Origin of the sequence: Paraburkholderia edwinii, from assembly GCF_019428685.1 — a bacterium.
GTDB classification, from domain to species: domain Bacteria; phylum Pseudomonadota; class Gammaproteobacteria; order Burkholderiales; family Burkholderiaceae; genus Paraburkholderia; species Paraburkholderia edwinii.
Genome location: NZ_CP080096.1, coordinates 2,388,139 through 2,414,958 on the forward strand (window position 1 = coordinate 2,388,139; position 26,820 = coordinate 2,414,958).

General features: G+C 61.4%; 13 protein-coding genes. 2 read left to right on the top strand and 11 right to left on the bottom strand.

Annotation, left to right across the window (positions count from 1 at the left end):
* Positions 1–37 precede the first annotated feature (37 nt).
* The 6 genes from KZJ38_RS32310 to KZJ38_RS32335 all read right to left on the bottom strand — a co-directional run bounded on the left by KZJ38_RS32310 (position 38) and on the right by KZJ38_RS32335 (position 18,142).
* Positions 38–916, bottom strand: a complete 879-nt coding sequence (locus KZJ38_RS32310; RefSeq protein WP_219801108.1) for a hypothetical protein — start codon at positions 914–916, stop codon at positions 38–40.
* A gap of 6 nt (positions 917–922) precedes the next feature.
* On the bottom strand, positions 923–1,903 hold the full coding sequence (locus KZJ38_RS32315) for a UDP-glucuronic acid decarboxylase family protein (RefSeq protein WP_219801109.1): 981 nt from the start codon (positions 1,901–1,903) through the stop codon (positions 923–925).
* A gap of 79 nt (positions 1,904–1,982) precedes the next feature.
* Positions 1,983–3,374 carry a tetratricopeptide repeat protein gene (locus tag KZJ38_RS32320; RefSeq protein WP_219801110.1) on the bottom strand — a complete coding sequence of 464 codons (1,392 nt, stop codon included), beginning with the start codon at positions 3,372–3,374 and terminating at the stop codon, positions 1,983–1,985.
* 20 nt (positions 3,375–3,394) lie between these two features.
* Complete coding sequence (locus tag KZJ38_RS32325) at positions 3,395–14,164, bottom strand: beta strand repeat-containing protein (protein ID WP_219801111.1); 10,770 nt, start codon at positions 14,162–14,164, stop codon at positions 3,395–3,397.
* 1,117 nt (positions 14,165–15,281) lie between these two features.
* Positions 15,282–16,100 carry a hypothetical protein gene (locus KZJ38_RS32330; protein WP_219801112.1) on the bottom strand — a complete coding sequence of 273 codons (819 nt, stop codon included), beginning with the start codon at positions 16,098–16,100 and terminating at the stop codon, positions 15,282–15,284.
* 1,112 nt (positions 16,101–17,212) lie between these two features.
* Entirely contained in the window at positions 17,213–18,142 is a 930-nt protein-coding gene (locus tag KZJ38_RS32335; protein ID WP_219801113.1) for an SMP-30/gluconolactonase/LRE family protein, read from the bottom strand.
* 376 nt (positions 18,143–18,518) lie between these two features.
* Here KZJ38_RS32335 and KZJ38_RS32340 point away from each other — a divergent pair, with 376 nt between their 5' ends.
* Entirely contained in the window at positions 18,519–19,331 is an 813-nt protein-coding gene (locus tag KZJ38_RS32340) for an NAD-dependent epimerase/dehydratase family protein (RefSeq protein WP_219801114.1), read from the top strand.
* A gap of 107 nt (positions 19,332–19,438) precedes the next feature.
* Complete coding sequence (locus tag KZJ38_RS32345; protein WP_219801115.1) at positions 19,439–20,209, top strand: HpcH/HpaI aldolase family protein; 771 nt, start codon at positions 19,439–19,441, stop codon at positions 20,207–20,209.
* 109 nt (positions 20,210–20,318) lie between these two features.
* On the opposite strand, the gene KZJ38_RS32350 is transcribed toward KZJ38_RS32345, so the two are convergent.
* The 5 genes from KZJ38_RS32350 to araD all read right to left on the bottom strand — a co-directional run bounded on the left by KZJ38_RS32350 (position 20,319) and on the right by araD (position 26,813).
* On the bottom strand, positions 20,319–21,671 hold the full coding sequence (locus KZJ38_RS32350) for a TRAP transporter large permease (protein WP_219801116.1): 1,353 nt from the start codon (positions 21,669–21,671) through the stop codon (positions 20,319–20,321).
* Positions 21,672–21,705: 34 nt separating this feature from the next.
* Positions 21,706–22,185, bottom strand: a complete 480-nt coding sequence (locus KZJ38_RS32355; RefSeq protein ID WP_219801117.1) for a TRAP transporter small permease — start codon at positions 22,183–22,185, stop codon at positions 21,706–21,708.
* A 115-nt stretch (positions 22,186–22,300) separates the two neighbouring features.
* On the bottom strand, positions 22,301–23,290 hold the full coding sequence (locus KZJ38_RS32360; protein ID WP_219801118.1) for a TRAP transporter substrate-binding protein: 990 nt from the start codon (positions 23,288–23,290) through the stop codon (positions 22,301–22,303).
* A 298-nt stretch (positions 23,291–23,588) separates the two neighbouring features.
* On the bottom strand, positions 23,589–24,794 hold the full coding sequence (locus KZJ38_RS32365; RefSeq protein WP_219801119.1) for a porin: 1,206 nt from the start codon (positions 24,792–24,794) through the stop codon (positions 23,589–23,591).
* Between the two features lie 243 nt (positions 24,795–25,037).
* Complete coding sequence (araD, locus tag KZJ38_RS32370) at positions 25,038–26,813, bottom strand: L-arabinonate dehydratase (protein ID WP_219801120.1); 1,776 nt, start codon at positions 26,811–26,813, stop codon at positions 25,038–25,040.
* Positions 26,814–26,820 lie beyond the last annotated feature (7 nt).

Below are 26,820 nucleotides of genomic sequence, written 5' to 3' on the forward strand. Positions count from 1 at the left end.
TTTTTGCTTGTGAATAGCCGTCGACAAACTGTGGTGTCTAGCCTTCGCCCGTGACAGGCGCGACGGCGGCGATGCGCGTCACGGAGCCGATCCAGCGGGGAGACGCATGCAGTACTTCGAGAAACCACCCGTGTTCGAGCACCGGCTTGTAGATGCGAAACGCCTTCATCACCGACAGGGTCACTGCCGAATCCAGTGCGCTCAGGTAAGAGACGTCGCCGTCCAGGAAATGGGGGCTGTCGACCCACCGGTCGAGTTGCGCGGCACTTAGAAAGAAACATCCGGCCGACGGATAGGTCGTCCGCTCAAAGGGTACCTCGTCATCGAGAAAAGGCATCCGCAACAATGGAACGTCCGCGATGTCCTGATAGCGCTCGGTGACTTTGCGGTTCAGACGGTAGTCGACGTACAGCTTGTGCACGGGGCCATTCGGCGAGAGCTCGTAGCGGTTCGGCTGCAGCAGCGCATCGGGACCGAAGTGTTGATCGAAAAGCCGGCGTTTGCGGAAAAACAGCGGATCGGTTAGCACGACGTCGTCTTCGATAAATCCGTAGTAGTCGTAGCGTCCTCGCGCAGTCTTCATGACCTTATGGCATTCGAATCCCAGCATCATCGGCTCGGCGTCGGTCGGATGATGTCGAAACAGCGTGTGCAGCGCGCGAATCTCGTCGAGAAGATGGGCATTGCGCGTCGTGCAGATAACCAGATCGATCTGCTGCCCGCTTTGGCTTCGTTGAGCGCGGGCCTGTCCGTGGTCGAGACCGTACGTGCCGGTGCCCATTGCCTGATGAGGGCCGCAGATCGAAGCGACGAGGGCACGCAGGCGTTCCGCTCTTGCACTGGCGAGCCGCGAACGATTGGTCGCGTCGGGAATCGGTTCGCCGAAGAAATGCGGCATCACGAGAAGGATTCGCATCGTCGTTTATGCTCCGCCGCCGAAGCCTTCGCCCATCGTCGAGGTCACCGTCAAAGACCGCTCGAAGTACTCGATCGTTTGATAGAGCCCCTCCTGCAGCGAAACTTTCGGTTCCCAGCCGAGCACATCGCGCGCGAGGGAAATATCCGGACATCGCTGGACCGGATCGTCGACGGGCAGCCCCGTATAGACGAGCTTCGAGCGTGACTCCGTGATCTCGAGAATCAGCCCGGCGAGTTCCTTCACCGAGACTTCGTATGGATTGCCGATGTTGATCGGGCCGGTCACCGCGTCGGCCGCTTCCATCAGCAGCACAAACGCATCGATCAGATCGTCCACATAGCAGAACGCGCGAGTCTGACTGCCGTCTCCGTAAATCGTGATGTCGTCCCCGTTGAGCGCCTGTACGATGAAGTTCGACACGACACGCCCATCGTTGGGGCTCATGCGGGGACCATAGGTGTTGAAGATTCGCGGCACCTTGACGCGCACGCCATGCTGACGGTGGTAATCGAAAAATAGCGTTTCAGCGCAACGCTTGCCCTCGTCGTAACAGGCCCTGGGGCCGATCGGGTTCACGTTGCCGCGATAACTCTCCGGTTGCGGATGAACGACCGGATCGCCATATATCTCGCTTGTCGACGCCTGCAGGATTGTCGCGTTCGTACGCCGTGCGAGGTCGAGCATGTTGACTGCGCCTAGCACGTTCGACTTCACCGTCTGGACCGGGTCGAGCTGGTAGTGGACCGGAGACGCCGGACAGGCGAGGTTGTAGATCGTCTCGACTCCCTCGATATCGACTGGCGTTGAAACATCGTGACGGACGAGCCTGAAGCGCCCGTGCCCATATAGATGAGCAACATTTGCCTCGCTTCCGGTGAAGAAGTTGTCGAGTGCCGTCACGTCGTGACCGTCCGCTATCAGACGATCACAAAGATGCGAACCGATAAATCCGGCGCCGCCTGTCACAAGTGTTCGGGTTGTCATACGGGATGTCTGCGAAGCAGCAAGGCTGCGGTAGTCAGAAGCGTTCATCGGCCGAATTGCGCGGCGATCGTGCCGGCACTCACAGTTTCGCGAGCGTCATCAGTTCCACTGAGGCTGAGTCGAAGACATGGTCCCAGTCACCCTCGGCTCTCGGCCTGAAGAGGCGCATCGACGGATACCACGGACTGTCCGTGCGGCCCTCCAGCCATAGCCAATGCGCGACATAGCCGAGCAATACCCAGACGGGCTTGCCCATTGCGCCGGCCAGATGCGCGACCGCGCTGTCGGTCATGATCACGAGATCGAGCTGCGACACCGCGGCGGCCGTATCGGCGAAGTCTTCAAGGTGAGGCGCGAGATCGATGATCGGACCGCCTTTCGGCAATGACGTGAGCTCGCTGGTGCGAGGGCCCTTCTGTAGGCTGTATAGCTGGACACCAGGTAACGCAAACGCCTGGAAAAAGCGCATCAGCGGCTGCGCGCGTTCGTGATTCTTCTTGAATGTCACGCTGCCGGACCAGACGATGCCGACCTTCAGGCGTCCACGAGCACGATCGAACAACGGCGCGAGCTTTGCCGCTCGATCGGCGGATGGAAAAAAATATGGCGCCGCGGGTATCGAATTGACATCGTTCGTGAAGAGCCCCGGCAGGCTGCACAGATAGCAATAGAAATCCGCGGCCGGCAACGGCGAATTACGGGCGATCAGGCGATCGGCGACGCCCATCGCCGCAATCAGCGAAATCAGTTCAGCCTGGCATTCGATAACCAGTTCGCCGCCCAGCGCTTTCACGCGCGGCAGATAACGCGCGACCCATAACGTGTCGCCGAATCCCTGCTCGACAACGAGCACTAGCCGTTTGCCCGCATACGCTTCGCCGTTCCACTGCCGGCCGGGCAATTCCTTCTTCGGCAATTGCCCGGTCACGAGCCTCACTTCATAGTCCGGCCAGGCCTGTCGATAGTTGCCGAGATACAGATAGCTCCGACCGCGGTCCCAGCGCGCAAGATCGTACTGCTTGCGCTGTTCGATCGCGCGGGTAAAGGCAACTACGGCTTCGCCGTGCATGCCCGCTTCAGCCAGCGCGGTGCCGAGATTGTGGTGAAGCAGCGACGTCTCGCCCTGCGAAAGGGCGATTGCCCGCTGATGACAGTAAATCGCGCCCTTCAGATGCTTCAGCGATGTCAGCGCATTGCCAAGATTGGTCCAGATGCCGGCGGCGCGAGGATTGATGGCTAGCGCGTCGCGATAGCACCATACCGCGTCGAGATTGCGTTTCATCGCGGCGAACATCACGCCGCGTGCGTTTCGCAAGTCGCTGTTATGCGGGTCCGCCGCGATCGCGTCGCGCAACAGCGTCTCGGCTTCGGCAAACTTCCCCTTGTCGTGAAGCTCTTTCGCGCCGCGAAACGCCTGCGCCGATGCAGCGTGTGGCGAGACGTTCGCTGCGCCGTTTTCCACGGTCTCCATTGTCGACATCGTGCCCCCGATCATGCGTGCCAGGCCGCGGCAATCGCGCCTTCCAGCGCGGAGTCGGCGGGCATTTGCGTCGCGGTTGCCGGATTGAAGCCTGGCGTGTTCGCGGAATAGGTCGCCATCGCCTGAACGAGCTGGTTGATCTGACTGTCGACGGCGAGTCCGCCGGCGGTGATTTTGGCCAGTTGATTCCCCGTGAAAGTGAACCAGTTCGAAAGATCGACACGGGTCGTCGTTCCCAACACGTCGATCATCAGATCGTTGCCGGATCGCGCAAGCCAGAGCTGACTGTCGGCAATACCCGGGCCAAAATCGAGTTCATTGACGGGAGCAGGATCAAGTGTCTCCCCTCCATTGGAGATGGTGACCAATCCATCTCCAAGTCCTACGTCGAAGTAGTCGTAACCTAGTCCGGCGTCGTAGAGATGGTCGCCCCCACCTGTTCCGGCAACAAGCGTGTTGTTCGTGCCCGACGACTCCAATACCGCGTTAGCGACTGTTCCCGCGATCACGACGTCATGTTCTCCAAACACGATGCCGTCGGTAATTCCGATCAGTTTGTCGCCGAACGATGTTCCGGTTGCGATTGCAGTACCCGCTTGGAGATTGACGGTGACACCGTTTCCGCCGTATTCCGCGGTAACCTCGGAAGGTGTCGCGCCGGACGCGATCAGTGTGTTGCCCTCCGCGTCGCTTTCGAGGTTGCTCTGGCTGGCCGTCAGCGTGTCCCCGATGCCTGTAGCGACAATCAGGAGCGAATAGGGCGTAGCCGTCACCGTGTCGTCGTTTCCTGCGACCTCGATCTCGGAGACGGTCACAAGCGTATCCGAACGCGTGACGCCGTTGACAACGGCCTTTGCCGTGGCCACCGTGGTACTGCCTGAATTGAGCGCCACGGTAAGATTTGACTCTGCAAAATACGCTAGGCCATTCACAAGCGTGTTGCCGGTCAGGTCGCCGACCAGCGTGTCGCTTCCTTCGAACGTGCCGAACAGCGTGTCGCCTCCGGTATCGGAACCGATCAGCGTATCGTTGACGCCGGTCGCCATGGCACTCGTGAAGCCGATCAGCGTATCAGTCGCGCTCGCACCCGCCTCGCTTGCCGTGCCGTTGCGCAGATCGACTACCACGCCAGCGTTCGAGTACTCCACCTCGGTCTGTTTGCCGCCCGCTATCAGCGTATCGTTATTGAAGGCGCTAGTCAGCGTTCCCGCTGTCGTCGTGCCGATCAGCGTGTCGTGACTGCCCGAGGCCTCGACGATCGTGATACCGACGAGCGTATCCACCAGCCCGGGACTGCCCGCGACGCTCGCCTGCTTCGTCGCGAGATTGACGGTGACGCTGGATGCGGCGAAATCCGCGACTGTCGTGGCGCTTCCCGTCAGCGTATTGCCGCCGACATTTTCGGTTATAAGGGTTCCAGTGCCCGAACCGTCACTTAGCACGTTATTGCCGCCGTACGAGACGATGGTGTCTGCGCTGCCTGCACCAGCAATCGTCAACTGATCAGAACCTGTTCGTGCGCCGATCAGCGTGTTATTGGAACCCTGCACGGTAGCGCCCGCGAATACGCCGGACAATGTATCGCTGACGCCGGCCAGTTCAACCAGACCATCGGCAAGATCGATAACCAGCTTGCTCGATACATAGCTTAGCGAAGTGGCACCGGCGCCAGCGACGAGCGTATTGCCGGCGACGGTGGACGTCAGCGTGGTCTTGCCGGATCCTGCTATCAGCGTGTTATCCGCACCGGTGCTCGTCAGAGTGGTTGGCCCGGCGCCGCCGATCAGAATATCGTGCGTTCCGCCGGCCCCCGCCATCGAGAACGTTCCCACCAGCGTATCATCCGCGCTCTGCGCAGCGCTGACGACGCCGTGCGCGAGATCGACGACCACGCGGTTTTCGGTATAGAACGCTTCTGTTGCGACCTTGCCGGCGATCAGCGTATTACCGCCGACCTGAGAACTGATTAGTGTCGACTGCGCCTTGCCTCCGATCAACGTTTCGTCCTGGCCGGTCGTTTCGACAGAAGTCACATTGATGAGCGTATCGTTCTCGCGTCCGAAGCCCGATGCAATGCCCGCGTTCAGGTCGATCGTCATGAAGCTTTCCGAGTAATACGCAAGGCCGGCGGAACGCAGAAGAAGACCGGAGGTCCCACCGACCAACGTGTTGCCGCCGATCGAACTGCTGATCAGGGTGCTGCCGGCCAGTGTGTTGTCCGTGCCAGCTGCAAGCACAATAGTCCCCGGACCCGATGCCTGCAGATAGTCACCGCCGTTGTTCGAGCCAATGAGTGTGCCGTTAGCTGACGCGATGGCTACGTTGGAAAAACCGATCAGGGTATCCGCCCCCCCTCCCGGTGCAATCGCTAACCCCGTGGCAAGATCAACCACGACATTTGCCGTTCCACTGAAATTCGCCTCCGTCTGCCGCGAGCCCGCGATCAGCGTGTTTCCTTCGAGGTTGCCGACCAGCACCGCCGTTCCTGCTCCCCCAATGAGCGTGTCGTTATGGGACGCGACCAGCGAGTCACTGGCGCCACCGATCGCTTCCAGGACGCTGTTACCCGCACTCACGACAATATTATTTGCGCCACCTGTGATCTCGAGCAGGTCGCTGCCGCTGCCGGTCAGCCGGTTACCGCTTCCGCCGGAAGCAAGCAGCGTATTGCCGGTGCCTCTCGAGACGATCGTATCGCTGGTGCCCTCTCCCACCAGCAGGTCGCCGCCAGACGCCGAGCCAAGCACGTAGTCGTCGAGACCGGTCACGTCAGCAGCGGATAAGCCAACCAGCACGTCCGATGTCGTGCCGGGTTCGAGCAGCGAGCTGGCAGAGCCGTTCTGACCCGGACCGCCCAGCAGCACATCGACACTCTTCCCGGCGTAGTATGCAACCGTACGCGCGCTCCCCGCGACCAGTTCGTTGCCCTGCAGGTTGCCAATCAGCGTCGAGTTGCCGGTGTTTCCGATAAAGGTCGTCCCCGTGCCCGTCGCTTCGGTGATGGTGATATTGGTCAGTGTTTCGTCGTAGATGATCTCGCCGTTGGTCCACCAGGCCATTCCTTCAGCGAGTTCGATCGTATTCGGGCCGGCGAAGGTCGCAACAGTATGTCCCGTACCGCCGATCAGCGTTCCACCTGCCAAAACGGTGCTCGCGGTGCCGATCAGCGTGGACGTGTTGGCACCGCCTTCCATTACCCGACCGGTCATCAGCGTATCGTTGTTACCAAGCGCCATGAGCGTATCGCCGCCCATCAACGTAGAGTTGTCTCCGGTGACTGCGTAGGCTCCGAAATATCCATATATCGCGTCTTCCGGGCCGTAGGGATTCGAACTTGAATAGGCATAGCCGGTCGGCAGGCCGTCATCCTTGTTATCCACTTCTCCGTTGACCACCATGTTGTCGGCGTAAAAGTACGCTTCCCCGCCGACGTACTCGCCTGTATTCGGGAACGGGAAGTCGGTGATGAGCAGTTCGGATACCAGCGTATTGCCCTGCCCGTTACTGCCTATTGTCTGGTTCTCCCCTGCGTACAGGGTATTGCCGGTACCATCGGCCTGACCAATCTCGATGCCATAGAGCGTATCCCCATAATACTGTCCGCTAGCTGGCCTCGAGCCCTTCCACAACGTCGACGCCTCCGCCAACTGGTCGACAAGGTCGACAAACATACCGCTCGCGTAAGCCGCGACCGTTTGTCCGTTTCCTCCACGAAGAAGAGAATCTCCCGTACCCCTGCCAACCAGCGTCGTCGTACCACTACCTCCAAGGAGCTGCTCGAATCCCGATCCCGACGCGATGATCGTGTTGCCGTTCCCGCTCGTCGCCTCGCCTCCACCGATCAGGACGTTGTCGTCGCCTGAAACGATCGCATAGCCGATCACCGTATTGTTGTTTCCGGTCACACTACCGCCAGTGACGGATGTGACGAGCGTGTTGTGGTCGCCAATGATCGAGTCTTCGTAACCGTAGTTGTTGCCGGCATCAATCAACGTGTCATCGTCACCCGTCATCGATCCACTGCCATTCAGCGTATCGTTGTCGCCCACCAGTTCCAGGACGTTGATTCCGACCAGACTGTCTCCAACACCCGATCCGATACTTTTAACAGCGTTGCTGGTCGCGTAGAGGTCATTGCCTGCGTAATAGGCCGTCGTCTGCACCGTCTCTGTTTCATAGCCGATTAGCGTATTGCCTAGCGCATCGCCGACCAGTGTCGAGTCTGCGCTGTTGATGCCGATCAGCGTTTCGCCGCTGCCGGACGCCTCGGCAATTGTGACACCGACTAATGTGTCGACAACGCCTCCGCCGCTTTCAGACACTCGCTGCGTACTGAGATCGACCGTGGTTCCAATGCCCGCGTAGTCGACGACGCTCAACCCGGGTCCCGCCATCAGCGTATCGCTGTTGTCGCTGCCGATCAGCGTCGTGATGCCGCTGCCGCCTTCGAGCACATCGTGACTGCCCTGAGCGACAAGCGTATCGTTGCCACTACCGCCGATCAGCACATCGCCGGTGCCGGTTGCGATCACGTCGGCGACGCCGACCACGGAACCGCTGCTGCTTCCCGCCGACGTCACCATGCCGGTCGCGAGGTTGACGGTCAGACCGTTGCCCGCATAAATGGCCGCCGTGCTGGCCAAAGCGCCGACAAGCGTATTGCCGGCCGCGTTCGTGATCAGCGTGTCGTTACCGTTGCCGGCCTCGAGCGTGTTGCCGCTTCCATATGCGATTACCGTGTCGTGAGCGCCGGTCGCCGTAAGGAAGTCGCCGCCGCTTGCAGCGCCGATCAGCGTGTCGTTCGTGCCGCCGACGCTGCCCGCCGCGATGCCCACCAGCACGTCGCCGGTGCTCGCTCCGTCCACTGTCGCGGTGCCCTCGCCGAGATCAACGGCCACCCCCGATCCGTCGTATGACACGACCGTCCGGTTTGTCCCGGCAATCAGTGTGTTCCCCTGACCATTGCTGCCGAGCGTCGTGACGCCGGCGCCGCCATACAGCGTGTCATTGCTGCCGCCTGCCTGCGCCGCATGAATATTGACAAGAGTGTCAGTGATGCCGGACCCGGCGACGCCGGCCATGCCGCTGGCGAGATTGACCATGACGTCGTCGCCGCCGTAATACGCCGTCGCGACGCCTGCACCGCCGATCAGCGTATTACCCGCCGCGTTGCTCGCCAGCGTCGATGTGCCGGTGCCGGCGACGAGCACGTCGCCGCCGCCATTCGCCTCGAGCGTATCGCCGATGCCGGTTGCGCCCAGCTGTTCGCCGCCCTTGCTGGAGCCGATCAGCGTGTCGTCAAAGCCGGAGACGTTCACCGCCGTAATGCCGATCAGCGTATCGCCGGAACTGAGGCCGTTGACGATCGCCGTTCCGGATTCCATATCGACGGTAATCGATGAGCCGCTATACGACGCAACCGTGCGCCCTGCGCCGCCGATCAGCGTATTGCCGGTCGCGTCGCTAATGAGCGTCGTGCTGCCCGCACCACCTTCCAGCGTCTGGCCGCGTCCGACTGCAACCAGCGTGTTGTTATCGCCGTCGAGCGCCTCGAGCAGATCGCCGGCGCCCGGCGACGAAATCAGCGTGTTGTCGTTGCCGTTCGCCTTCAGCACGCTGTCGATCGCGCTGCCGACCAGCGTGTTGTTGTTGCCGTTGATCTGAACGTTCGTGATTCCCTCGATCACGCCGCTCGCGCCCGCGCCGTTCACCTTGCCGGACACCAGACTGATAGACAGGCCGTTCGCGTCGAAGTCGGCGACGGTCACGCCGGTGCCGCCGATCAGCGTATTGTTGGCCATCAAGCTGATGAGCGTCGAGCTGCCGCTTCCGCCTTCGAGCGTGTTTCCGGAACCGGTGGCGATCAAGGTGTCGTTCTCGCCGCTGGTATTGATCAACACGTCACCGTTTGCGCCGATCAGCGTATCGTCGTTGCCTGCGACAACGGCCGTGGAAATGCCAATCAGCGTGTCGCCGGACGCGGCACTTCCGCTATTGGCGTACCCCTGACCCGACGCAAGATTGACGGTCAGCCCATCCTGTTCATAGGCGACATTGGTGTGGCCCGTACCCGACACGAGCGTATTGTGCGACGCGTCGCCGATCAGCGTCGTGGCCGTGCTCGCACCAATCAGCGTTTCGTGGCTGCCGCTCGCCTGCGCGATGATGATGCCGGAGAGCACGTCGTGCGTCGCAGAGCCGGCGATCGACGCGATGCCCGTGCCGAGATCGACCACTGCACCGTCGCCATACGTCACTGTCGTTGCCCCGGCGCCGGCAATCAGCGTATTGCCGGTCGCGTTGCCGATCAGGTCCGAAGCAAAATTGCCGCCTGCGAGCGTGTTGCCCCCGCCAAGCGCGATCAGCGTGTCGTTCTTGCCCGCCGCGGAGAGCGTGTCGTCGCCGGTAGCCGACGACAGCAGCGTGTCGTCCGCACCCGCGACGATCACGTCAGCGATGCCCACGAGCGCATCCTCTGCCGCCGTGCCGGTATTCGAACGCGCGGTGCCGCTGCCCAGGTCGACGGTGATATCGTCGCTGCCGTAATACGCAGCGGTTTTCCCGGTTCCCGCGATCAGCGTGTTGCCGGCCGGACTGCTTGCGAGCGTCGATGCACCCGCCCCGCCGATCAGCGTGTCCGCGCTACCGGTCGCCTGCGCGATGCCGAAGGCTCCGGCTAACGTGTCCTGCAGACCGGTTCCATTCGACGTGACCAGACCGTTCGCCAGATCGATCGTCAGGCCATCGGCGGCGTACGACACCGTCGCCGGGCCGACCGACGAGGTGAGCGTGTTGCCGCCCGCCTGATTGACGACGAACACTGCGGCCGTCCCGCCCGTCAGCGTATTTCCCGATCCCGACGCAACCAGGGTGTCGTTGCTGCCCACCGCGGCGAGATAGTCGGCGCCGTTAGTGGTACCGACGAGCACGTCGTCGTCGCCCGTTACCCGCACCTGCGTGATGCCGATCACCGTATCGCTCGTGCCGCCACCGACCAGGTTCGATACGACACCGGTCGCAAGATCGACATCGATATGGTCAAAGCTGTAGATCGCCTCTGCCGTTCCGCTGCCTGCGACAAGCGTGTTGCCGCCCATATCGCTTATCAGCACGTCGTCTCCGGCTCCGGCGATCACGGTGTCCGCCTGGCCCTCGGCCCACAATGTCCCGCTCGCGGCACCGGCGATCAACGTGTCGTGGCTGCCGGTCACATCCGCATTGACGATGTCGATCAGCGTGTCGCCAACGCCGCTGTCGTTGATCGAGGCCTTACCGGCCACCAGATCGACGGCGAGGTCGTCTGCCAGATAGAACGCCTGCGTAAAGCCCGTTCCGCCGACAAGCGTGTTGCCGCTTGCATCGCTGACCAGTTCCGCCCGATAGCTCCCGCCTTCGAGCAGATTGCCGCCGCCGACCACAGAAAGCAGGTCGTCCCCGCTCCCTGCTATCAGCGTATTCGAAGAGCCGATCACGGACAGCACATCGATACCGGTGCCTGCAATCAGCGTGTTGGAGTTTCCGGTCAGACGCATCACATCGTTGCCGGTGGTGGCGATCAGCGTGTCCTGTTGCTGCTCGCCTGAACTGGCCGCGAATTCATCTGTGCCCGCACCGCCCACCAGAACGTTATTCGCGCCCGCGCCGTTCACCATCAGTTCGGTCGTTCCTGAGCCAGCCACGAGCCTGTTGCCCGAACCCGAAACGTTCAGCATGTCGGCGCCGCTGCCGCCGATCAGCTCGTTCGACGAGCCTGTCGCCGTCAATACGTCGGTGCCGTTGTTGGCGATCAGCGTGTCCGCTGAGCCGGTCATCGTCAGCGTATCGACATGGGTCGTGCCGTCGTCGATCATGCTGCCGTTCGATGCGAGGTTGATTGTCGCGCCGTTCAGGTTCGCCGATACGGCCGACACACCCGCGATATTGTCGAAGTACGACAGCGACGAGGCGCTCACGCCCGTCAGCAGGACCGTCGCGGTGCCGAGCTGGATCTGTGTGCCACCGGCTACGTCGGTAACGGTCATCGTCGAACCGGGGCTCAGGAAGTCGATCCGGCTGCCGTTCAAGCCCGCGTGGAAATTGTTGATCGTGACCTGCGCGCCGGGCAGGACGATATAGGTGCTCGGCGTCGCGCCGTCGCGAACTGTCTCCGCCCCCGCGGCCGCGAGTACAAGGTCGCCACCGAGAGCCTGCACGGATGTGCCTGGCGACGCGATCGTCATTTGCGACACATTCCACGCCTGCGCGACCGCCGCGAGCAGTGTTTCGAATGCAGCCGTGCCCTGCGCCAAAGACTGCGTGAGCTGGCTTTGCTCCGACAGCAGTCCCACCGCCTCCTGCGCATCGGCAGTCGTCAGGTAGTGCGCGCCCGCCGGAAGCTCGATTTCCGGAAGGACCGCCTCCGCCGTGTCGAGCGCCTGCTGTGCGGCGGGCAACCAGTTCAGCGTGGTCGCCAGATACGTGAACGCGGTCAGCCACGCCTGCTCGGTCGCGACCGCGGACGCGGCCGCCCCTATGTCGGACGCCGATCCGAGCGCGGCGTTGCCCGTGTCGGCCGCCATCGCAGCGCTCTCGCTGTTGCTCTGCGCCGTGGCGGCTGCCTGAACGGCCAGCGCCGCGGTCTCGATGCTTGTCAGCACCTGCGCGACGGGACTCGCGGCAGCGTCGACATCGGCAACCGCTGCCGCGTCGTCATACACGATCTGGCCACCCGACGTCAGCATGTAGACGTGGTCGTAGTCGAGGTTGAGCAAGGTGCCGTACGTCGGATCCTGCTCGTTGTAGACAAGCGTGTCGCCGCCGACGATCGTAATGTCATTGACATCCTCAAGCCACCCCTTTGAAGCGGCGTTAGCCTCACTGCCTGCGTCGCTATGGGCAATCGTGTCTCCTTCAATGAAGCCGAAAGCTCCGCCAATGCCGTAGAGCCCACCGGTGGAGGGAGCGCTGATGTTACTGTCTGTGCCGCTGTTAGCGGCGCTTTCGGCTGCGACGAGATCGGAGGCCCACGTCGCCATGCTGCTTACCGTCTGCGCGATCTGCTGCGCGGTGCCCTCGGCCTTGGCAGGCAGATACTCGAGAACTCGTGAGTAAAAGGCGAGCGCTGCCGATGACTCACCTTGCTGACCCTGCTCGCTCACCTGCGAAACCGAGCCCGTGAAGGTAACGTCGTCGATGGACTCCGTTGCGCCGCCAGTGAACGTAACGGTTCCGACCGCCGAAATGCTGTTGCCGTTGACGGTCTGGTTCGTGGCGGTCGCGATTGTGCCAATGGACTGGATTCCGATCGACGACAGCAGAACAAATCCGCCGGGACCGGTAAGACCGTCCCATATTCCGAGGTTGGCGTAGGCGGGATCGGAGGCGTCGACGACGCCATCATGGTTCACGTCGAGCGCGGCCAGCGCGGCGAAGTTCGACAGAACGGTTATCACGCCGTCGTTATCGATCGCCAGAATGCCGGTGCCTTGGCCGACCCAGCCCGTATCGGGCGACGTGGGCTTCCACTGGGGCCCGTATTCGGCTTGCGCCGCCTGCTGCGACAGAAGGCTGATGGGCTGGCCGTTAAAGCTCAGAACAAGAGGATCGACGTAGATGATGATCGTCGTTGGCGCGTCGTCGTCGCCGCCGGACGCCAGAAAAATCCCGCCGTCGGAACCGATGCTGCCGTTGTCGCCCGCATCGTCTCCGCTACCGCTTCCATTGCCGCCATTTCCACCGTTGCCGGAGCCGTCAGAGCCCGGACTCAACCCCGGAATGCCGATCGTAATGGATCCGTCCGGGTTTGACCAAGCTGATGACGGAACGTAAACGATCGGGTCTGCTGCAGTGCCCTCGCCGAGGAACATTCCCACATTTGTTAGCGCATCGAAGTAACTAGTGGCAGCCTGTGGGTTGCCAAAGAATATCGCTGACAGTAAGTCCTCCAGAGTCGGGTTTAAGTCGGAGTCTTCGCCCCCCCCATCACCCAGCGTGTCATCTGGCTGAGTTGCGTCCCACACTTGCCCATCCACCGTGACCGATGTCGCCGCCCCGCCAACCAGGGTCTCGCTTGAAGGGCCGTTATTGACGATTACCGTACCGCCCGAAATCCCTGGCACGGTTGGCGAGTCGGGGTCGTAGCTAAAATCGCCCGGTCCGGACATGTCAGGTGCGGTCTGAGGCACCAGCGCGACGATGTCGGTCGGGGTTGAATCGACAATTGAGAGAATGAGGTTCGACAGGCCAAGGTCCGTTTCCGCGCTGCCGATGAGCGACGAAAGCGCCGCGACCATGCCATTGGGATCACTCGCCAATGACAGGTTGCCCGATGCGATCGCGCCCTGGTCGACGCCCAGCAGGGAACCAGCCAGAGCCGCGGCGGTGGCCGCGATATCCTGAGCGGTGGATTGAACACCGGAGTAGATATCTTGTGACTGCGGATCGCTGCCGGTCGTGCCGACCGGCTGTCCGTCGATCGTCACGCCCGTCAACTGCGCTATGCCGCCATCCGTTGCTGTGCTGGATCCGCCGCTAGTGTAGGTGAGCGAGATCCCTTCGCCCGACGAGTTCGTTGAGCTGTAGGTTTGCGTCAGGAGACCGGACTGGTCCAACTGCGCGGTGTCGGACCATGTCGACGACGGGCTGGACGTTACCGTGATCGTGCCACCATTCACGCTGATGTCCGAGCCGGCGCCGAAACTGAAAATTGACTGACCGCCGAAAGACAGAGAGCCTGTGCCATTTGCGCCGATTGAAACCGATCCGGTGAGGCCGCCCGTATCTGCGCCAGTCTGGACCGTCACGTTGCCCTGTCCGTCAACGGACAAGCTGAGTGCAACTGTTCCACCGTTCAATGTGAGGACGTTGCCAGCGCCGAGACTAAAGACGTTGTTGGTACCTGTGACGCTTGCGCTCAGTTCCGTGGACTGTAGTGATATGTTGTTGTCGCTTCCGACGATTTTTATCGGATTCGTTGCGCCTGCCTCATCCGAACCAATCGTGACGGACATGCCAGATACCGCTACAACGCCGGGTGCCGAAACGGTCGCTGCCCCAGCTTTACTTTCGTCAATCGTAAGACCATCACCCAGCTCCGTAACAGATATAGCGGCGGACGAAACCGGCAAACTCCACACGTTCTCTGTTTCCGTGTACTGGGAGACACCGTCACTCACAACGTCGGTATATTGAATTAAAGTTACGCCAGCGCCATCGGTATACTCCACTCCACCATCGGCGAGCGCCGTTCCCTGACCATTCGGTACCGAGGCCTTGACTATTGTTGCAAAATCGGAACCGAGATTTAGAGCATTGGTGAGTAGCCATTTGCCTGCGGCGCTCATCTCTTGTGCACTAAAGTCATTGCTGTCCGTGGCAGCGCCAGACATCGCGAGGACAAGTGAAGCCTCGCTGGATAGCGGCTCTCCGCCAGACGAGACGCCAAGTTCACCTAATAGAGACGCGAAGTTCGTCTCCATGAATTGCGTCCCGAGGACTTCACCGGGTACCGTTAGCGTCCAAGCGTCTTTGCTCAAACCATATTCGCTAAAAACTGCCGCATGAAAGTCGAGCGTTTGCTGATAACTCAGATCGGCACTAACTACACCGCTCGGATTGGCCTGCGCAACTCCTTCTAAGGCCAAAACCCATGCCGTTGCCATCTTTGCTTCCAGCGCCGGAACTTCGCTCTCTGTAAATGTCACCCCCTGAGACGCGGCGCTCGATATCAGATAGTTAATTGCAGCCGCACCAGAAAACCCAGAACCTGAAACCAATCCTCCTGCCAAGAATGCGTAGTTGTAACCTTGGTCGGCCATGAATGAATAAAAACCTGCCACGTCTCCTGCATCGATCATGGCCCGAGCTTGTTCAAGCCCAGCAACAGTCATTGATGCTGCCATCATTCACCCCGCCCCAAGGTCATTGAACGACAAACGAATGGACTATCGCCTTAACATGGGTCTCGATTTCAACCCATCTCGATAGATCCTTTTTTGTATAAAACGCCTCTGCCATCTGATGCAATTCGGGAATCAGAAAATGCTGTTGGCAAAAACTAAGCTCGCTATACGGTGCTACAACCATCTTCGTAGTACGGCAAAAGATCTGCGTTACGGAGGCGTCGTCAAAAAAATATTCGACGTGGCCGTATGATCCAGCCCCCTGCTGTGCTTCACCAGTATTGCGGTCGGACTCGTAGTGAACCAACCCAAAAGGTAAGCGCTTGTCCAGCGAATATGGGCCCAAGTGCTGAAGCATGTAGTCCATCGGCCTTGGTGGCGCAAGGAAAGGCGGGTAATGATTATCGAAAGTGATCATCAACCACTCTTTCTCGAAATCAGCTCGCGCCGACGCTACTTGCCAGTCTTCCTTGTCCCGCTCTGTTCGGATGGGCTGAAGAGTCGACATGCGCAGCAGGATGCCAAAATTGTCGATCCGCGCCCCCTGGGCAGCAGCAGTCGATGCCACACCTAATCCGTCTCTTCGATCACCTTCATATACAACTCCATAATGGAGGTAATAATTCGGTATACGAAGCCTTACACCGTTGACCGTTCCGACTGCATAGCCTGACGAGGAGCCTGCCCCACTTAGTGATCGCGCTCCGCCGTCCACCATCAGATCCCAAGTCAGGGATGGCTGCGCCACGGCTAACTGTGCGGCGGCCAGCATAAGTGTAAGCACAAGGTGCTTCGCGTATTTAATTGAACTATCAAACTGCCTCAACATCGTCTCCAAGAGCCGGCGACTCTCCGGCACACATTGACGCTGCGATCGCAGGTGCGAATCGAGACATCCAATGCGCATTCTTTTATAGACGCACGGCCTTCCTCCCAGAACCGATCGCATTATTTTTCCCGTTTTAGTAACGAAAGATATCTATAAGCAAATTGAAATAACACCGTGGGCGCGCTCTCAAACTGTTTGTATTTATAAAGACGCTTTTAGCAGCGAGAACCCGCATTTGCGATTTCACCGTTACGACCAAACACATATAGGAGTCGGGGTGATGCCCTGCGCGGAAGGACGAACAAAGGACTTGCTTAGCTCGATCGACAGTCGACATGTGTCGGGCCGCGCTCAGTCCTCAAGCCAGGAGACACATTGCGCATCCCCATCCAACATACGACCGATCTAACAAAGGAATGAGTCGCTAGAACAACGCCGCCTGTGCCGAATTGTGCGCCTGCTTTCGGACCTGAAGACTCGACGTTTGCACCACTCGGAGGTCCACGTGCAGACATCGATCAGCGAGCTCGAGACCACTTAATGTCACGTCCCGAGTTCGTGCTTCTCGGCTTCCCAACATTCCGCGCAAAAGTTTGCAGCAGGCGTGCGAAGCGGCTTTCCGCATTTGGTATTTTTCGCAGGCAATGAAAAAGAGATCAATGGAAGAAGGAAGAATAAGCAGGAGAGAAGAAGAGCTTGTCGTCAGGTCGAGCGTCGACAGACAGGCCTTGCGGCAAAGCAGACGTCTGAACAATCGGGTTTTCAACCAGTCCGATGGACGGAGATGACCGACCGTTACCCCGCGGCACATGTGGCGGGGAACGTTTCTGCTAAGTGAAACAAGGCAATGACTAGAGGCGCCCAGACGCGCATACCTCTGGAAGGCAATGGTCACTCACTCTGGTGTCGCTGACCGATGGGTAACTCGTTGGCCGCTTTGGGATGTCATGCGGACGCTCGAGTGGCCGCATAGGTACTTGGGTAAATGACCGCAACTGGCCGATTTCAGCCCGTCCTCATGCCGACCGCTCAGCGCCCCTTGTTCTAAAACAGCGCCTTAAGGTCCTCGACGCACTTTTCACTAATGGCGTCTCCCAACACCAGCCCTTCTTTCAAGGCCTTTAAAGCGAGCCCCCATACCCCACCTCAACACACCCCCTCACCCCCGGCCGCACCGCAAACACATGCCCATCGTATTCACTCGCGCCCGCATCAGGACGAATCGTCGTGATAAACAGCGTATCGCGGCCCGCCCCGCCGAATGCGCACATCGCAGGTTTAACCGCGGGCAGTTCGATCTGGCGATCGAGCTTGCCTTCGGGCGTGAAGCGCAGCACGCGGCCGGCGTCGTTGGCGCAAATCCAGTAGCCGCCGTCGACATCCATGGCCGCGCCGTCCGGGCGCCCCACGTACTGATGCAGATCGGCGAATACGCGACGGTTATGTGGCTCGCCGGTTTGCGTGTCGTAGTCGAAGGCCCAGACGATGCGCCGCGACGAATGCGAATCGGACAGATACATCGTGCGCCCATCGGGCGACCACGCGAGACCGTTCTGCACGATCAGGTTGTCGACTACAGGCTCGGACAACCGACCCGCCTTGTCGAACCGGTACAGCGCACCGACCGGACGCCCTTTGGCCATATCCATATACATCGTGCCTGACCAGAAACGTCCCTGACGATCGCAACGGCCATCGTTGAAGCGCATGTCGGGCAAGGCGAATGCGGGCGCCGCGAGTCGGCGCACCTGCGCACTACCGATCTCATCGGATGGCGCGGGCGCCGACAGCGTCACCGAGAAAAGCCCGCTTTCCATACCGGCCAGTAATCCGCCCGACTCACCAAACGCAATGCACGCAACCCGCTCCGGCAATTCCCATGCGGCACGCGCGCCGCTGTCGGGATGTAGACGCAGAATCTTCCGGCGCGCGATGTCGACCCAGTAAAGCGCGCCCTCGCCCGCATGCCAAACCGGGCTTTCGCCGACGAGATCCGGCAGATCGCCGGCGGCCGTCACGCGCTCCGCGCGCATAGTCGCGATCGTGCTCATCGGCACGACTCCGTTTTCGTTGCGGTTTTGCTGGACTGCATATCTCTCCCTTCGATCGATGCTGTTTCGGCTCTTTCGGCCGGCCTGTCGGCAAACGCAAAATTGTCCTTATTCCGGACAAAACTTGTCAAGCTTAAGCCCAAACATATCCAATTTGCTTGACAACTTAGCGAAACCTGCTCGATCATGTCTTACATTAGTCGAATTCCATAAGAGACCGGATCGTCGTACGCAAAACCGCGTCACACCGCTCCTCCATGCGGCTCGTGCGCCGACCGGCCAGCTGCCAGCCGACCGCGCGATTCACCCGCCGCGCCGCATCGCCCACTTCCAGCGCACAACACCTTTCCCTCCCTTCCCGACAAGGACAAACAACGTGAAGAAAATTGCATTGAGTGGCGCCGCCGGCCAGTTGGGCCGCGTATTGCGTAAGGCGCTGCTCGAGCGCGGCGTCGATCTGCGTTCCGCGGCCGGTTCGAAACCGCTCGAGCCGATCGTCGCCGGCGAAGACGTCATGCACGGCGACCTGCGCGACCCCGCTATCGTCGACAAGCTGCTCGCCGGCGTCGATGTGCTGATCCATATGGCCGGCACGAGCGTCGAGCGTCCGCTGCCCGAGATCATCGAGAACAATCTGCGCGGGCTCGTCGAAGTGTATGAAGGCGCGCGTCGCCATGGCGTGCGCCGCATTATCTTCGCGAGTTCGAATCACTCGATCGGCATGTATCCGGTCGAAGACAAGCTTGCGCTAGACTGCGAATTCCGTCCGGACGGCTTCTATGGCCTGAGCAAGATGTGGGGCGAAGGCATCGCACGTCTGTACTGGGACAAGCACGGCATCGAGAGCGTCTGTGTGCGGATCGGCAGCTGCATCGAGAAGCCGACCGAGTTCCGGCACCTGAGCACGTGGCTCGGCTTCGACGATCTGCTGCATCTGATCGAGCAGTCGATCAACGTGCCCGATCTCGGTTATCAGGTGGTGTGGGGCGTATCGGCGAATACGCGCAGCTATTGGGACAACGCAGGCGCCGCGCGCCTCGGTTACCAGCCGCGCCAGAATGCCGAAGATTACGCCGCTGAAATCCTTGCGCGTCCGAATCCGCTCGATGCAGTCGCGCAGCGTTATCAGGGCGGCAGTTTCGCCAGCTTCGATTTCACGCCGCCGCAACAGCGCAAAGCAGCGCGCTAACAGCACAAGCAGGCGCAAGCGAAGCGCAGGCGCATTTTGCAGCTCCTGCGCTTCGTGTTCGATCAACGTACGCGCAACGAACGTTCAACCACTGCGGAGAACCCGTCATGCAGCTTGCCGAGAATCGATTCAAACGCGCGATTGCCGCGCGAAAGCAGCAGATCGGCCTTTGGTCGAGTCTGGCCCATCATGGTTCGGTCGAGCTGCTCGCGGGCTCCGGCTTCGACTGGCTCGTGCTCGATATGGAGCACGCGCCGAACGAATTGCATATGGTGCATGGCCAGTTGCAAGCGATGCTCGGCTCGCAGACGCAACCTGTCGTGCGTCCGCCGTGGAACGATATGGTGACGATCAAGCGCCTGCTCGACGTCGGCGTGCAGACCTTGCTGATCCCTTACGTCGAAACCGAAGAAGATGCGCGCAACGCCGTCGCGTACACGCGCTATCCGCCCGACGGCGTGCGAGGCTATGCGTCGGCGCCGCGTGCATCGGGCTTCGGGCGCATACCGAACTACGTGAAGGACGCCGCGAACGAACTCTGCGTGCTCGTGCAGGTGGAAAGCCGGCTCGGTCTCGAGAACCTCGAACGCATTGCAGCCGTCGACGGTGTCGACGGCGTATTTATCGGCCCCGGCGATCTATCCGCGGCGCTTGGACATATCGGCAATCTCAAGCATCCGGAAGTGGTCGATGCAATCGAAAAGACGCTGGCGCGCATCGTGGCGACCGGCAAACCGGCCGGCATTCTGGCCAGCGACGAAACGCTCGCGCGGCGCTGCATCGAACTGGGCTGCACGTTCACGGCGGTCGGTTCCGATGTCGGCATTCTGACGCGCGGCGCGGAGCAGTTGCTGGCGAAGTACAGAACGGGCGGCTAAAGCAACATCAGCCGCAAAACGTCGGCAGCCAGCATCAAAAGCACCAGAAACGCAAAAGGGCCTTGAATCCAAGGCCCTTTTCGCATCTTTCAAAGCACTCGCAAGTGCGTCAATACACCGGATGCCCCGCAATCAAACTTGGCAGCCATGTCGAGAATGACGGGAAATACGTAACGATATTGATCGCGCTAAAGATGGCGAGGTAATACGGCCACGCCGTCTTCGACGTCTCGCCGATCGACACATCGCCGATCGCGCAGCCGATAAACTGCACCGATCCGATCGGCGGATGCACGAGCCCGAGCGAGCAGTTGAGCAGAATCATGATGCCGAACTGCACGGGACCGACGCCGAAGTGCATCGCCATCGGCAGGAACAGCGGCGTCGTGATCAGAATATGTGCGGCCATATCGACGAAGGTGCCGAGAAACACCTGAATGATGTTGATATACAGCAGCATCAGCCAGGGAATCGTCGTCGCGTGTTCGAGCAGTTGCTGGATCGTCTCCGGAATCTCGAGGTACGCCATCTGGAAACGCAGCATGTTCGACACGCCGATCAGCAGCAGCACGACGCCCGTCGTTCGCGTGGCGCGCGCGAGTGCGATGCCGAGCTTCTTCATCGTCATCGTGCGATACGCGACGAAGGTCAGCACCAGCGAATACGTCACCGCAATCGCCGCCGCTTCGGTGGCGGTCGCAATCCCCTTCGCGACGCAGAACAGAATGATCGCGATCACCATCAATCCCGGCAGCGCGCCGATAAAGGTGCGCGCCACGGCCATCCAGCCCGGGAATTTCTGCAGCGCGGTCGAGCCGTCCGCGCGGCGCGGGAAGCCGTAACGCACGGCCTGCCAGTAAGCGGCGAACAGCACGAAGCCCATCACCCACAGCACCGGAATCAGGCCCGAAAACAGCAGATCGCCGATCGACACACCGCTCACCGACTGCCCCGCGACCATGCCCGTAATGCCCTGCGCCGCGAGCGCGTAGATGATCATGTTGGTCGAGGTCGGCATCAGCGCGCCCGCGAGCGACGCATGCGTCGTCACGTTGACTGCATACGCGGCGCTATAGCCTTCGCGCTTCATCAACGGAATCACGACGCCGCCCATCGCCGAGGTATCGGCGGTCGGCGATCCGGAGACGCCGCCGAACAGCGTGCACGCGACGACGTTGGCCATGCCGAGGCCGCCGCGGAAGTGCCCGACCGTCGCCTGGGCGAAACGCAGGATGCGATCGGCGATCCCGCCGTGCAGCATCAGCTCGCCCGACAGAATGAAGAACGGCACCGCGAGAAACGAGAATGCATTGATGCCCGAGACCATCGATTGAATCGCGGTCGCGAGCGGCAGGCCTTCGTGCAGATAGGTGACCACGCAGGCTAGGCCCAGCGCGAACGAAACAGGCACCCCTAGAACCAGGAGCACGAGAAAACTGCCGGTGAGAATCGCAAGTTCCATATAGGACGAGGCCGGGAAGTCGGGACGGGTGCGATCAGCTCTGCTTGCGCTCGTTAAGCGTCAGCAGGTGTTCGATGGAGAAAAGAATGATGCAGACGCTGGCCGCCAGCGGAATCAGATAACGGATCGCTTCGGGCAGGTTCAGAATCGGGATCTGGTCGTCGAGCGTGGTCATCGCCATCTCCCACGAGCCGAAGCAGACGGCAATCGCAAACGCGACAAGACACAGATGCTGGAACGCGATCAGCGCGCGCTGCGCTTTCGGGGGCACCGCCTTCACGAGCGAGTCGAGGCCGATATGGCCGCCGTCGCGCAGCTTCAGCGCCGCACCCATAAATGCGATGAACAGCACGAGCAGCAGACCGATCGGCTCGACGTAGTCCTGCGCGTTGTCGAACACGTAGCGCATCACCACGCTGTACATCACGAGCACGACGAGCACAGCCAGGCAAAGCGACGCAAGCACCGTCATGACACGCGCAACGATGCCGTTGAAACACCTCACGAACTTCATCCCCTCTCCTTGCAGAGAGGGCAGGCCGTGTGCGTCGCCACGTCCTGCCCTGCATTGCTACCGTATCGCACTGTCTGTTTACCGGCGACGGCGCGACGCGCGCTTATTTGACGCGCTACTTGATCGCTTCGATCTGGTTGACGATCTGCTTCATTTCCGGCGTCGTCTCGTACTTCGCCCAGACCGGCTGCATCGCCTTCTGGAATGCCGCGCGGTCGACCTTGGTTGCGGGCACCACGGTCACGCCGGCCTTTTCGACGGCTTGCAGACCTTCGGCTTCCTTCGCCGACCACAGCTTCTCGTAGTAAGGCACCGAGTCGTCCGCCGCCTTGCGGATCGCGGCCTGCTCCTGCGGGGTCAGCGTGTCCCAGATCTTCTTCGAGAACACCAGCACTTCCGGCGTCATCGAGTGTTCCGTTTCCGAGAACACCTTCGCCACTTCATAGTGCTTGGTCTCGACGTACGACGGAATGTTGTTCTCGGCCGCATCGACGAGGCCCGTCTTCAGGCCCGTATAGACTTCGGCGAACGGCATCGGCGTCGGCGTGCCGCCCATCGCCTTGATCTCGTCGACCATCAGGTTCGACGGCTGCACGCGCACCTTGACGCCCTTCATGTCAGCCGGCGTCAGCACCGGCTTGGTCGCATAGATCGAACGCGCGCCGCTTTCGTAGAAGGTCAGCGCGATCATGCCCTTCGCCGCGAACGCGTCGAGAATCTTTTTGCCCGGCGCGCCGTACATCGCCTTGTGGAAATGATCCATGTCGCGGAACAGGAACGGCAGCGACGGGATCATCGACTCGGGCACGATGTCGTTGAACGCGGAACCGTTGGCACGCACCATGTCGATCGCGCCGATGCGCACCTGCTGGATGGTGTCGTTTTCCGAACCGAGCGCGCTATTGCCGAACACCTTCACGGTGTCCTTGCCGTTCGTGTCCTTGCTGATTTCTTCGCCCATGAACTTGAGCGCCATCACGGTCGGGAACGTGTCGCTGTGGACGTCGGCGACGCGGAACGTGCGCGCCTCGGCCGTGCCGGCGAAGGTCAGCATCGAGGCCGCGACCAGGGCCGTCAGGCCGGACAGGACGAGCTTCTGTTTCATCTGCGATCTCCTCTGATATGACTCATTGATTGACTGCATGCGCGGCATCCGGCGCCACCGTCACCGCTTCGGCCAGGACCGGCCGCCCTTGCGGGGTCATCTCCGTGGGCCGCCGATCCGACCGCGTGTCCTGTCCTGTGACAGTGACAACTTGGTCTGGTGTTGTAAGACAAGGCGCAATTCTATAAAACATCTTCATCTGCGCGGGCCAGTAGAAACCCTGACTCGAACCCTGGGTCCGACGGGCGGCGCGGCAGGAACATCCCGCCCGGCCGCGGCCTGCCGGCCCGGTGCTGCATCAGAACTGGTGGTTGATACCGAGCGTCACGCCGAACTGGCTGCGCGTGGCCGCGGCCGATTGCTCCGCGATATTGGCGGTCGCCGCGATGACCCGGCCGTTGTTCAGCGTCTGGCCGTTCGCGCGCTGATACGCTTCGAGCAGATAGATGCGCGTGCGCTTCGACAGGCTGTAGAGCTGCGTCAGGTTGAACTGGCTATAGGTCGCGGCATCCTGAATGCCGTTCGCCTTCGACGCCCACGTATAGCTGTAGCCGGCGGCGAGATCCCACGGGTCGGCCGGGTGATAGTGCAGCACAGCGCCGGCCGTGTTGAAGATCGCCTCGGTCGAGAAGCCCGATGCGGTGCCCGGGATGTATTGCACGTTCGTGTACGAGGCCGACACGTCCCACTGGTTGCTGAACTGGTAGCCGCCCGTCACGCCGAAGCGCTGCTGCGCGGCCGCATTCTGGTAGCCGTTCGTGACCGAGCTCACGCCCTGCTCGCCGGTGCCCGAGTAGGCCGTGGAGTTCGAGCCCCACGCGCCGCCGTTCACCGTGCCATTGTTGAAGCGCGCAAAGCCGACGCCGACGCCGGCCGGCCCCATCAGGTACTGTGCGCCGACGCTCCACGACGAACCCTGGTTGAACGCGCCGGCCACGCCGCCCAGCGCATACATGCCGGCGAACTTGAAGCCGTAATACGAAGGCGAGGTATAGACCACCGCGTTGTTCACGCGGAAGTCGGTATCGAGTGCGTCGAGGTCGCCCGGGTGCGCGCCGAATGCGCCGGTGAGCCACGGCGTCGGGCCGTACTGCGCGAGCATGTTGTAGTACGGCGTGTACTGGCGGCCGAGCGTCAGCGCGCCGTACTTCTGGTTCGACACGCCGACCCACGATGCGCGGCTGAACATCAGGCCGGTCTTCGACTGCTGGCCGTTAAGGGCGTTATAGCCTTCTTCGAGCTGGAAGATCGCCTTGTAGCCGCCGCCGAGGTCTTCCGCGCCTTTGAGGCCGAAGCGCTCGCCGCCCCATACGCCTTCGACCATCTTGACCACCGACTTGCCGCCCGAGGTCGCGCCGGTCGACGGCGCCTGATTGCTCAGGTATGCGAGACCCGTATCCACCACGCCGTAGAGGGTCACGCTGCTCTGTGCGAACACACCGGTCGAGGCCAACATCGCCGCGACGCCGGTGAGTGCGATTCGAGCTTCCTTGTAATGTCTCATCTTGTTGTCCCTTTTTTCATTGGAGTAATCGCGGCCGCTAACCGCACGAAGTTGCCCGCCCGCAACCGTGCGGTGAGCCAGGTCCTCGTTGTCTGCATATCCCCCGGCGGGCTGCGCCGCGTTGCCGTTGTGTCGCATTGCGCCCGCTCGATATGCAGTACGTCTTTTTGCATACGGCGGCCCGGTCTCCTCGGGCCGCCGCTGCTTTTATCCCCTGCCTTTTGCTTCAGTAAATCCCGGCCTTCAGTGAATCTCCGGCTCGCCGCCACCCTTCGTTGCCGTTGCGCCTGCCGTTGCGCCTGCCGTGGCTTCCGCGCCGTTGCGCTGCAGGAAGTCGAAATCGCAGCCCTTGTCCGCCTGCATCACGTGAATCTGGTGCATCGCGCCGTAGCCGCGCGTGAAACGCGGCGCGGGTGCGACCCACTGCGCCTTGCGGCTCGCGAGTTCCTCGTCGCTGATCAGGACGTTGAGCTTGCGTTGCGGCACGTCGAGTTCGATCAGATCGCCGTCGCGCACGAGCGCGAGCGGGCCGCCGATAAACGACTCGGGCGCCACGTGCAGCACGCATGCGCCATAGCTCGTGCCGCTCATGCGCGCATCGGAAATGCGCAGCATGTCGCGCACGCCCTGCTTCAGGAGCTTTTGCGGAATCGGCAACTGGCCCCACTCGGGCATGCCGGGCGCGCCGACCGGACCCGCGTGCTGCAGCACGATCACGCAGGTCTCGTCGATATCGAGCGTTTCGCTATCGATGCGCGCGGCCATGTCGTTGTAGTCCTTGAACACGACGGCGCGGCCCGTATGCACGTGCAGCTTCGGATCGGCGGCGCCGGGCTTGATCACCGCGCCGTCGGGCGCGAGATTGCCGCGCAGCACGGCGAGACCGGTGTCCGGCATCAGCGGCGTCGCGCGGCGGCGGATCACTGCGTCATTGAAAATTTCCGCGTCGCCGATGTTTTCGCCGAGCGTCCTGCCGTTGACCGTGCGTTGCGTGCCGTCGATCAGGTCGCCCAGTTCCTTCAGCATCGCGCGCAAGCCGCCCGCGTAGTAGAAGTCTTCCATCAGGTACTGACCGGTCGGACGCACGTTCGCGAGCACCGGCGTGCGGCGCGCGACGTCGTCGTAGCGATCGAGCGTGAGCTCGATGCCGGCGCGCCGCGCGAGCGCGATCATATGCACGATCGCGTTCGTCGAACCCGATAGTGCGAGGCACGTCGTCACGGCGTTATCGACCGAGCGCGCCGTCAGAATGTCCGACGGCTTCAGGTCTTCCCACACCATGTCGACGATGCGCATGCCGGTTTTCGCGGCGAATACCGCGTGGCGCGAATCGGGCGCGGGAATCGAGGCGAAACCGGGCAACGTGAAGCCGAGCGCTTCGGCCGCACTCGTCATCGTCGAAGCCGTGCCCATCGTCATGCAGTGACCAGGCGAGCGTGCGATGCCGCCTTCCACGCCGCGCCAGTCGTCTTCAGTGATCTTGCCGGCGCGCAGATCGGCCCAGTACTTCCACGTGTCCGAACCGGAGCCGAGCGTGCGGCCGTTCCAGTTGCCGTTCAGCATCGGGCCCGCCGGCAGAAAGATGGCCGGCAGGTCCATCGAGATCGCGCCCATCAGCAAGGCGGGCGTGGTCTTGTCGCAGCCGCCCATCAGGACGACGCCGTCGGCCGGATACGAGCGCAGCGTTTCCTCGACTTCCATCGCGAGGAAGTTGCGATAGAGCATCGTGGTCGGCTTCTGGAACGGCTCGGAAAGCGTCTGCACCGGCAGTTCGATCGGAAAGCCGCCGGCCTGCCAGATGCCGCGCTTCACTTCCTCGACGCGCTGCTTGAAGTGCGTGTGGCACGGATTGATCTCGCTCCACGTATTGAGGATCGCGATCACCGGCTTGCCCGCGTATTCTTCGCGGCCGTAGCCCATCTGCGCGGTACGCGAGCGATGACCAAACGAACGCAGGTCGTTCACGCCGTACCAGCGGTGGCTGCGCAGTTCTTCGGGCGTCTTCTTCTTGATGCTCACTTCGCAC